Origin of the sequence: Rubripirellula reticaptiva, from assembly GCF_007860175.1 — a bacterium.
GTDB lineage: Bacteria > Planctomycetota > Planctomycetia > Pirellulales > Pirellulaceae > Rubripirellula > Rubripirellula reticaptiva.
In genome coordinates this window covers 369,647-380,073 of the sequence record NZ_SJPX01000001.1, presented here as the reverse complement: position 1 = coordinate 380,073, position 10,427 = coordinate 369,647, and the positions used below count along the sequence as shown (strand labels likewise).

Below are 10,427 nucleotides of genomic sequence, written 5' to 3'. Positions count from 1 at the left end.
AGGTCAGTTTGTAGCGATTGTTGGCGTTTTCCGGGCGTGCCCCGCCCATTTGGATTCGCCAAATGTGCCAGTCCACAGGCGGATCAGCGCCGTATCAGGATGAGATCGGTTGGACGTACATCGTGTGCCAAAAGTTCCGGTATTGCGTGGTTTGGTTTGCGGTTGCTAGTGTCCGATCGACTGGGACCGAGCCGTAGGGCTTCCTCTGGCTGCGGTCCAATGCCACTCGTGTCCGCGGAAGTACTCATCAAATGGCCCTCATCTATCGCAACCGCCATCGTTCGCATCACCACTGCGCCCCAAACAGCGGTAATCCGAACCGCAGGGCGCCAGCACGGCGAAATTTGTGTCGTTGCAAGTCGTTGAGCGCTGTTTCACTGCTTTTGTCGTCGGCGATACTCTTGTTGGGGGGGTGCCAGTGGGCGGCGAGTGGACAAAACTCCACCGGCGCACGGCTCTACGAGCAAGGTCAATATTCGGCAGCCTTGCAGCAGTTTCAAAAGGTAATCACTACCGACCCGAACAATGCTGACGGCTACTACAACCTGGCAGCAACCAATCACCGACTGGGCAACCAACGCAGTGATTCCCAGCAGCTCGCCCAGGCCGAAGCCCTGTACAACCAATGTCTCGACCACGACCCCAACCACGTCGAATGTCACCGTGGTCTGGCTGTTTTGCTGACCGACACGGGCCGACCCGACCGCGCTTTTGCTCTGATGAAAAACTGGGCCGCGCAAAATCCTGACTTCGCCGAACCCCGAATCGAGCTTGCCCGCTTGTATGAAGAGGTCAGCGATCCAGGTACGGCACTAAAATACCTGGAAGATGCGGTCCAAAAAAATCCAAATAATGCGAGGGCCTGGTTGGCTTTGGGCCGGTTACGCGAGCAATCCGGGGATTTGAACCAAGCCGTCCAGAACTACCAACGCAGTCTCGCCCTCAACGGCTTGCAGCCGATGGCAGCCGAGCGAGTGGCCGTGTTGGCTCGGCAAATCAGCGCGAATGCCGAGACTTCTTACGCCAACGGGCAATCCCAGATTGCAACCCAGCCGAACTTCAACAGCGGAATGGTTCGCCAGTACTAGTCGTCCTACGCTAGGCCAGAAACCGCCCTGACGTAGACTCAGTTCTCGTTGGAAAGAGGATCTGCCCCACCGCGGATCGTCCTCGTGCGGGATGCCAGCGGCAGCCCGCCTTGGCCCTCCGGTCGCCCAATCTCTTTGAAACGCCTACATTCTGCGTTTTCGCCTCCCCACCCCAATCATGTTTCTGCCATGAAATCGATGGAAAAAATTGTGTCGCTGTGCAAGCGACGTGGCTTCTTGTTTCAGTCCAGCGAAATTTATGGCGGGATCCAGGGTTTTTGGGACTACGGACCGCTGGGCGTCGAGCTGAAACGGAACGTCAAAGAGGCGTGGTGGCAGGATATGATTGCCGGCCACAACGAATTGGTCGCTCCCAACGATGCCCCTGGCACGTTTGAAATGGTCGGGCTTGATTGCACGATCATCATGCACCCGCAAGTCTGGAAGTGCAGCGGCCACTTTGACCTCTTCCATGATCATATGGTCGATTGCCGAGAATCCAAAAAGCGATATCGGTTTGACCAAATTCGCGGTCGTTGGGTCGAGTATCAAGACAAAAAGATCTTTGTCGCCACGATGGCCGAACAAGAACAGGAATTCGACGAAGTTCGCCGCCGCGGCATGAAGTACTTCAAGCTGCGAAGCAAGGATGCTGAAAAGCTGAGCGTCGAGGATCTTTCGATCACCATCGACAAGCTGGACGACACGACACAAGTGCTTGCACCGGATGCGAAAACGCTCGACACGTTGACCGAGCCGCGCGAGTATAACTTGATGTTCAAGACGACCGTGGGTGCGCTCGGTGGCGAAGACGACTACACGTTTTTGCGACCCGAAACGGCTCAAGGCATCTTCGTCAACTTTAAAAACGTTTTGGACAGTAGCCGAGTCTCGTTGCCGTTCGGTATCGGCCAGATCGGTAAGAGTTTCCGTAACGAGATCACGCCCAGGAACTTCACGTTCCGATCGCGAGAATTCGAGCAGATGGAAATCGAATTCTTCTGCCCACCGGATCAATCGCACGCCTGGTACGGGTATTGGCGTGACCGCCGACTGGCTTGGTACAAGTCGCTCGGCTTGTCGGACGAGTCACTGATCATGCGCGAGCATCACAAGGACGAACTGGCTCATTACAGCGTCGGTACCGCAGACATCGAGTACGCGTTCCCGTTCTTGCCCGAAGGCGAATACGGCGAGTTGGAAGGAATCGCACACCGCGGCGACTTTGATTTGCGCAGCCATATGGAAGGCAAGTTGGATCCGAAGACCGAACCGATGACGGTCGAGCTTGGTGAAAACGGCAAGCCAAAGTATCGCGGCAGCGGCAAGGACCTTTCCTATCGCGATGAAGCGACGAACGAGAAGTACGTTCCTCATGTTATCGAACCCTCGGCCGGTGCAGACCGCGGCGTGCTGGCGTTCCTGTGTGAAGCCTATACCGAAGACGAAGCGCCCGACGAAAACGGCAACATGCAGACTCGCGTGGTCATGAAACTGCACCCGCGTTTGGCACCGATCAAAGCGGCCATTTTCCCCTTGGTCAAGAAAGACGGCATGCCCGAAGTTGCTCAAGCGATTTACGGCACGCTTAAAAAACAGTTCAACGTGTTCTATGACGAAAAGGGTGCCGTCGGACGCAGGTATCGTCGTCAAGATGAAGCCGGAACGCCGTTCTGTATCACTGTTGATACTCAAACAATGACCGATCAGACGGTCACGATTCGTGATCGCGATACGCTTGAACAATCGCGAGTGAAGATCGACGATTTGACCGAAGTGCTGACTCGCCGAATCAACGTTTGATTGTCGACGGTTGAATGCCGTTGATGAGTGCTTAAATTTAGGGTTAGCCGCAGAGCCGGTTCCTACGGGCCGATCCCAAGCTGGCCGTTGGGAACCGGCTCTACTTCCCAAATCATTTTTCGAAATGCGCTAACGGATCAGCCGTCTGGTTAACCAACCCCGGTCGATTCCAGGATCGATCGGACATTCGGTTATGCCGCAGCGGTCCAGCACACTTGCCGCTGCCATTCGGCCGCTGATGACGGCGCCCTCCATGGTTGCCGGCCAACCCGTTTGAATCCAATCGCCGGCCAAATGCAACCAGGGCAGGGCAGTGCGAGCGAGCGGACGCCGTCGCTCGACATCCGGCGTGACGGAGAACACGGATCGAGGATCGGTCACGACTCGGTTGGCTAACAGCTTGGCTTCGCGAGCGGCCGGAAACTGATGGGCAAGTTCACTTTGCACGGTGCGGATCAGTTCGCTCTGCGGAAGTTGCCGTGTTTGATGAGAAGCACTGACGACGACTTGATAGTAATGTCGTCCGGATGGGCTAGGATGATTTGCGGCGTGTGGTTCGCGGAAAATCCATTGTGCCGTCGTTCCCACCATCACGGCGTGAGGCACGTCCATGATCGGACGGTCAAACCAAAGGTGAATGCCGGTGATGGGCGAGGTTGGAAATTGAGTCCACTGGCCGATCGACGGCAGTGAACGGATCACTGATGAACCGGCGAAAAGTGACTCGATCCGAAACCATGGAACAGCCGAAATGACGTGAGTGGCGGCGAAGCGGCGTCCATCGGTTGCCAACACGATCGCCTGGTGATCTTCGCCGGCGTCGACCTGCGAGATCGCGCACTGCTGGATCACACTCGCGCCATGTCTTGCAATTGAATTGACCAGTTTGTTGCCGATAAGATCGGATAACGGAAGCTTGGGAATCCAAATGTCGCTCGCGCCGCGAGCAGCCACGAAGCCGTCGAAGAGTACTTTGCGAGCAGCCGCCATTGAAACTCGGTCGGTGGTTTCGCCCAACGCGCTAACCAAGACAACGTCCCAAAACCGAGTGATCGTTTGGTCGTCTTGTTTGTTTTTACGCAGCCACGTCGAGGCTTTTTGATCGACCAGTGTCGCTTCTATCGTCCGCATCAGTCGCCAAAGGCCACCGGCGATCTGCCGCTTCTGGGCGGATGAAAGATAACGCAGCGAGTTAAACGCCGGCATTAAATGAAAGGGCGGCGGCAACCAACGCGAGGGCTTGAACGGGCTTGGCAAGTATTTCGGATGCAGAAATCGAAGTCGATCATACCGTTGCCAATGGCCCGCAAGGCCGTGGCGATGCATCAATAGCAATAAATTGGTGCAGCATCCCATCGCGACGTGTTGGCAGTAGTCGACTGTTTCGCCAGTGACGTCGTCGGTAAACGAACCGGCGCGACCACCCGTGGTTCGTTTCGATTCGATAACCGTGATGTCGAAGCGATCCGGCGCAGCGGTCGTGATCGCATCGGCAGCCGACAAGCCAGCCAGTCCGCCGCCGATGATCACGACACGTTTTTTCGGTGTGCTGGCCGTCAACGCCGCGTCTCGTCGTTGCTAAGAAGTTCGCTCGGAGGCGAAGGCAGGCGACGAAACATTGGTTTGATGAAGTGCCGCGAAACCAAATCGAATTTTTCGCGATTGGACAAACCAACGCGGCGCTGCAGTACTGATCCGGGCGCCGCTGCGATCTTGGCAAGCAGTTTGCGATATCGCCGCCACATCATGCTGAACATCGGTCGACCGTCCGGGTGCAATGAATCCCAAACTTCCCAGCCTGATTCAAACAGGCGTTCTGCTCGACGAACTTCGTCATCGACCAGGCACCTTAGCCGATCATCGGGCCGCGGCATTAGCAAGTCATCCTCGCTAAGCCCGTGTTGTTCATAGTGCTGACGAGGCAGATAGATTCGGCCGCGTTGGGCGTCTTCGGAAATGTCTCGCAAGATATTTGTTAATTGAAACGCCAAGCCGCAATCGATCGCGGCGGCGGTCGGCAATGGATCCTCGTACTCCCAGATATGGAGGCACGCCAAGCCAACCGATGATGCAACCAGATAGCAATAGTGTTCGAGTTGTTCATAGGTGTCGAAGCGAGTTTTCTGTTGATCAGCGGTTACGCCATCGATGATCTCTAGCAAGTACCGCGACGGAATTCGATACCGCATTGACGCATCTCGCAGCGCCGGGAAAACCTGGTTGGCCGATCGTTGCAGATTGACCGGCAAACGCTTGCTTGAAATTGTTGGTAAGACTTCGACCGGCAGAATCACTTGATCGATTGGCATGCCCTCCGACATGTTTGCCTCGGTCGCTCGTCGCCACCAATCAAGCCAAATCGACCGAGTCACCGCCGCCGCGTCGCAGTCGCCTAAGTCGTCCGTGATTCTCGCAAATGCGTAAAGAGCACACATCGCCCGGCGTTTGGGCCTAGGTAGCAACCAAAACGAGCGATAGAAATTGCTGCCGCTGCGCCGCGAGATGCGTCGGACGTGGCGGTAGCTAGCGGCGACAGATGGGGGGCGGTTCATTTCCTTAGCAGCATAGCCGCCCGGCGAGCCACCGAGAACAGCGCAAGTCACTGAGATCAGCGCGAACTACAGCCAGCCCAGCCAAGCTCGCGCCAGCATCGAGACTTGTTGGGTTTTCGAAACTTTCGGTCGCACGCGTAGCACATCAAAATCGACCCGGCGTATCGCTTCGATCGTCGCCAGTCCGCCATGGGCAAACAGTCTTATATCGGCGGCCAACCAGGATGGTACTTGGTTGATCAGCGGCAAGCCGCGACGAAGGAATTGTTCGGCCAACTCGCATTGCTGGTTGATTGCATCACGAAGGCTGACTGGCGTCAAATTGCGTTCCGCGCCGAGTATAAAATCAGACTCGGTCACACCGTACCGTTTCATTTGATCGGCTGGTAAGTAAACACGTCCGATCTCGAAGTCTCGCTTCACATCTTGCCAGAAATTGGCCAACTGCAATCCCGTACAAATTTGGTCCGACAGAGCCGCCGAATCATCGTCACAGCAACCGCTCATCTGCAAAACGATCCGGCCCACCGGATTGGCCGACCGGCAACAGTAATCGAGCAGTTGGTCGAATTCGGCGTAACGCGTGGTTTCTTGGTCTTGGCGAAAGGCGCTCATCAAGTCATCAAACGGTTGCTTCGGCAATTGGAACCGAACAATCGTGTCAGCGAGCGCCACAAACGGCGCCGTTGGCGGCAAACCAGCGAAAGTCGCGTCGAGTTGTCGTTGAGTTTCGGCTAGTCGCTCGGTCGCAATTTGCGGCGATGGTGACTCGTCCGCCACGTCGTCGGCAGTCCGGCAAAACGCGTAAACGTCGTAAAACGGCTGTTTTAGGCGTTTTGGCAACAGCAAGCTGGCGACCAAAAAGTTCTCGTAATGAGACTTCGCGATTGCCGCCGTCATTGCCCGTCCACGGCTCAATTCGGCCGGATCAGCGTCCCAAAGGCTGACTTCCTGATTGCCCCGGTTGGACGTTTCGGGCGTCTCGCGGTTATCTTGGGAAAGACGATTCAACGGACACATCCTTCCAGTTCCAGCGATACGAATGAAAATTATTTTGGCCGCGCCGCGAGGCTTCTGTGCCGGCGTCAATATGGCGGTTGATTCTTTGGAATTGACGCTGCAAAAGTTCGGGGCACCAGTCTATGTGTATCACGAGATCGTTCACAACAAATATGTGGTCAACACGTTTTCGTCCAAAGGCGCGGTCTTCGTCAACACGATTGAAGAGATCCCCGAGAACAGTGTTGTTCTCTTTTCGGCTCACGGCGTCTCGCCCGCGATCCGCGAACAAGCCCGAGCTCGCAACCTGAACGCGCTCGACGCGACCTGTCCGCTGGTGACCAAAGTTCACCTCGAAGCGATCAAGTATGCCAAGGGCGGTTACACGATCATCTTGATCGGGCACGAAGGTCACGACGAGGTGATCGGCACGATGGGCGAAGCTCCCGAAGCGATTGTGTTGGTCGAGGACGAAGCGGGTGTCGCGGCGCTCGAGGTTGCCGACGAAACCAAGCTGGCGTACCTGACGCAAACAACCCTTAGCGTCGACGATGCCAACCGAATCATCAATAAGCTTCGCGAGCGGTTCCCGAACATTGAAAGTCCACCCAAAGCCGACATCTGTTACGCCACCCAGAATCGCCAGGAAGCGGTTCGCGTGCTAAGCGATCAGGCGAATGTCGTCGTCGTGCTGGGCAGCCAGAACAGCAGCAACAGCCAGCGGCTTCGCGAGTTGGCAGCCGATGAGCACAAGCAAGCCTATTTGGTCGATGGTCCCGAGAACCTAGACGTTAACGCGTTTTCGGAAACCGATACGGTCTTGGTCACGGCCGGCGCTAGCGCGCCCGAGTCGGTGGTTCAGGCCACGATCGATTGGTTGGTCGAGCGATTCGGTGCAACGGTCGAAGTCGCATCGATCCGCGAAGAATCTGTCCAGTTCCCGCTGCCCAAACCACTGCGTGCGTTCGCTGCCGAATCTCGTAAACAATCATCACCGTAAGTCAGGCATCACCGCAGTCAGGCATCACCCTAAGTCAGGCATTACCGTAAGCCAGGATTCGCCCTGGCAGTTTTCATTCGACGAGAAGATAGGAACGACCTCGCATGGCCGCCAAAGAACAACAGCGTCAGAAGAAGTTAGCCAAGAAGCGATCCAAAGAGCTTGCCCGCAAAAAAACGCAGGCTCGTGAAAAGAACCGTATGACGTCGTTTGCCGGCCAATTCGAAGCAGGGCTTGCTGGTCCGATCGAGCGCTGCTTGGTCGCCGAAGGTCTGTTCGATTCGCCCAGCAAGTTTGGCAGCGTGTTAGTCAGTCGCCGAATGCCAGATGGTCGCTTGTGCGTCGTCCGATTCTTGATCGACGGATTATGTTTGGGTGTCAAAAACGCGAATTCGTTTTTCTGTTTCCCGTCTCAGCTCAATAGCACGATTGAGTCGGGCCCTGAGGATATGGTTGCGGTCACTCCGGCGGCAGCAAAGAAGATGATCGAACAAGCGATCGCGTTCGCCGCCAAGTTTGATCTGCAACCCGCGCCTTTTTACGCCAAAGTCGCAGCGATCTTTGACGGCATCGATTCGTCGGAATGCGAAAGCGAGTTTGAATTTGGACGTGACGGGCAACCTGTGTTTGTGACGGGACCGTACGATACCGACCAACGCATCGGAGAAATCGTCGACAAGCTGGAACGAACCGCGGGCAAAGACAACTACGTCGTCGAATATGACGAAGGCTACGGCCTCGAAGACGAAATGGATGGGACCTCATGGTCCGACGATCCAGAACTCGACGCCGATATCGATGAAGATGTCGTCGACTACCCGTGATCACGTTTCGGCGTAACGAGCGGTAGCAGCTGCCGTAGTGTGGGCTGCAAGCTTGCAACTACGAATCTGATACTGACGCTTCGCTTGTCCCGAGATCACCGCGAGTTGGTGACCGCAGCAGGGTTTTTAATGTTGACCAAACATTTCGCCCGGCCCTCGCCTCGCAATCGAAAACGTTCGCCCCATGACTCGATTCCTTTTATTGACCACCTTGCTAGTAGTTTCTGTCGTTTCAGTGAGAGCTAACAACGCGGTCGCTCGAGAACAAGAGACCTTGCCTCAACTGACCGGCGGCGTGGCTCCTGCAACTTTCTCTGAGATGTGGGGCGACTTCGACCCTCGCGCGGAACCTTTGGAAACGGAAACGCTGCACCAGTGGGAAGAAGATGGCGTGCGGCTGCGAGTCGTGCGGTTTCGCATCGGGGTTTTCAAAGGGCAAACAGCTAGACTCGCTGCGATCGTTGGCGTTCCCATGTCGGCGATCGACAGCGGCGAAAAGATTCCAGGTTTAGTGCAAATCCATGGCGGCGGACAGTTCGCCGACCATCGGGCTTGCCTAATGAATGCCAAGCGTGGTTACGCGACCGTCTCGATCGCCTGGGCCGGTCGCATCTCGGCTCCGCAGTATCGCGTTTCGGAATCGGAGGTGGAACTGTTTTGGGATCAAAAAACAGACGACCCGGGATACAGATTGACCACGGACTGGGGCGCGGTGGACGGTTATCACGCACCATGCCGCAATCCGGCGAACAACTTTCCGTCCGCCAAGCCCGCCGCATGGACGATTGACGATATCGAATCACCTCGCAATAGCCCATGGTTTTTGTGTGCGATAGCCGCACGACGCGCACTCACCTTTTTGGAACAGCAGCCCGAAGTCGATGCCGACCGGTTGGGCGTCTACGGCCATTCAATGGGCGGCAAGTTGACGGTATTGACCAGCGTCGACGACCGGGTCAAAGCGGCTGCGCCGTCGTGCGGAGGAATCAGCGATCGGGACAACGAAAGCGAGCTGTTTCGCAAAACGATTGGCGACGATGTCAGCTTGAAACAGATCACTTGTCCGATCATTTTCTTGAGTCCGTCGAACGACTTTCATGGACGAATCGGAGACCTTCCTCGTGCTGCTGGCGAAATCCAAAGTGACGATTGGCGAGTGACTTGTTCACCCCATCGCAGCCATCAAGACTCGGCCGAGTACGAAGTCGCCAGCTTGCTGTGGTTCGACCAGTACCTCAAAGGCAGTTTCGAATTCCCCGAAACGCCGGTCACGGACGTTCGATTCAGCGGTAAAGACGCAGTGCCGACGATCACAGTTGCGGTCGATACGAAACGAGATCCTTTGTCGGTCGATGTGTTCTACACCCAGCACGGAAAGGATGTGGAAACCTCGTCGGATCGTGACAACACGGTCAACCGATTTTGGCGTTACGCCAAGGCGACTCGTTTGAACGGTGCTTGGACGGCAAAGCTTCCTGTGGGCACCGTTGATAAACCGCTATGGGTCTACGCAAACGTGACCTACGCATTGGACCAGCCCGTTTCAGGAGCCGGGTATTACTATGGCATCTATAACGCCGACACGTTCAATGTGTCATCGCTGCTCGATAAGGTGTCGCCGAAGGAACTGAAAACCGCTGGTGCAAAACCGACGCTTCGGCCCGAATCGATGATCGAATCGTTCGACGAAGACTGGCAAAAAGAATGGTTTTCGAACAAGCCGGAAACCTGGCCGCGGATGACTCACAAGTTGTACGATGATCAATTCAAGGCCCCAAGCGACGACGCCCGACTGGCTATCGAAGTTCGCTGTGACGAACCCAATCAATTGGTCGTGATGATCGACGGGCATGCCGTCGTCGTCGATCTTGCAGCTACCAACCCACAGCAACCAGATCAGTGGCAGCAAGTGATGCTGTCGCCTGCTGATTTTCGCAATTATGACGGCGAGTCACTGTCGAATTGGACGGGCATCCGTGAATTGAAGCTGTCCGATGCCGAGCGTCTGCAGCCAGCCAAGCGAGGATCCGGTCAGTCTCGCATTGTCGGTCGAAACTGGCGAGGCAATGAACCCGAGTTTCGTAATCTTCGCTGGGTCGACTAGCCAAAGAGTCACGTGGGGCTTGCGACCGCGACTTTGGCGAGACAGTTTGTTTGACGG

The 10,427-nt window shown here is 55.9% G+C and carries 8 protein-coding genes; 5 read left to right on the top strand and 3 right to left on the bottom strand.

Going from position 1 to position 10,427, the window contains the following annotated elements; translation table 11 throughout:
• Nucleotides 1-362: 362 nt before the first annotated feature.
• Both Poly59_RS01405 and Poly59_RS01400 read left to right on the top strand, forming a co-directional pair.
• Nucleotides 363-1,088 carry a tetratricopeptide repeat protein gene (locus tag Poly59_RS01405; RefSeq protein WP_246151293.1) on the top strand — a complete coding sequence of 242 codons (726 nt, stop codon included), beginning with the start codon at nucleotides 363-365 and terminating at the stop codon, nucleotides 1,086-1,088.
• Between the two features lie 198 nt (nucleotides 1,089-1,286).
• Nucleotides 1,287-2,891: a glycine--tRNA ligase gene (locus Poly59_RS01400; RefSeq protein WP_146533177.1), complete on the top strand. Its 1,605-nt coding sequence runs from the start codon at nucleotides 1,287-1,289 to the stop codon at nucleotides 2,889-2,891.
• Nucleotides 2,892-3,020: 129 nt separating this feature from the next.
• On the opposite strand, the gene hpnE is transcribed toward Poly59_RS01400, so the two are convergent.
• The 3 genes from hpnE to hpnC all read right to left on the bottom strand — a co-directional run bounded on the left by hpnE (nucleotide 3,021) and on the right by hpnC (nucleotide 6,454).
• Nucleotides 3,021-4,451: a hydroxysqualene dehydroxylase HpnE gene (gene hpnE, locus Poly59_RS01395; protein ID WP_146532294.1), complete on the bottom strand. Its 1,431-nt coding sequence runs from the start codon at nucleotides 4,449-4,451 to the stop codon at nucleotides 3,021-3,023.
• A complete protein-coding gene (locus tag Poly59_RS01390) occupies nucleotides 4,448-5,443 on the bottom strand; it encodes a phytoene/squalene synthase family protein (RefSeq protein ID WP_146532293.1) in 996 nt (331 codons plus the stop codon). Before Poly59_RS01390 ends, hpnE begins: the two co-directional genes overlap by 4 nt.
• Before the next feature lie 66 nt (nucleotides 5,444-5,509).
• Complete coding sequence (gene hpnC, locus Poly59_RS01385; protein ID WP_246151292.1) at nucleotides 5,510-6,454, bottom strand: squalene synthase HpnC; 945 nt, start codon at nucleotides 6,452-6,454, stop codon at nucleotides 5,510-5,512.
• 31 nt (nucleotides 6,455-6,485) lie between these two features.
• Between hpnC and ispH the strand changes: the two genes are divergently transcribed.
• The 3 genes from ispH to Poly59_RS01370 all read left to right on the top strand — a co-directional run bounded on the left by ispH (nucleotide 6,486) and on the right by Poly59_RS01370 (nucleotide 10,370).
• Complete coding sequence (gene ispH / locus Poly59_RS01380) at nucleotides 6,486-7,442, top strand: 4-hydroxy-3-methylbut-2-enyl diphosphate reductase (RefSeq protein ID WP_146532292.1); 957 nt, start codon at nucleotides 6,486-6,488, stop codon at nucleotides 7,440-7,442.
• A 104-nt stretch (nucleotides 7,443-7,546) separates the two neighbouring features.
• Nucleotides 7,547-8,266: a hypothetical protein gene (locus Poly59_RS01375; RefSeq protein WP_146532291.1), complete on the top strand. Its 720-nt coding sequence runs from the start codon at nucleotides 7,547-7,549 to the stop codon at nucleotides 8,264-8,266.
• 184 nt (nucleotides 8,267-8,450) lie between these two features.
• Nucleotides 8,451-10,370, top strand: coding sequence for a dienelactone hydrolase family protein (locus Poly59_RS01370; RefSeq protein ID WP_146532290.1), 1,920 nt, complete (start codon nucleotides 8,451-8,453; stop codon nucleotides 10,368-10,370).
• Nucleotides 10,371-10,427 lie beyond the last annotated feature (57 nt).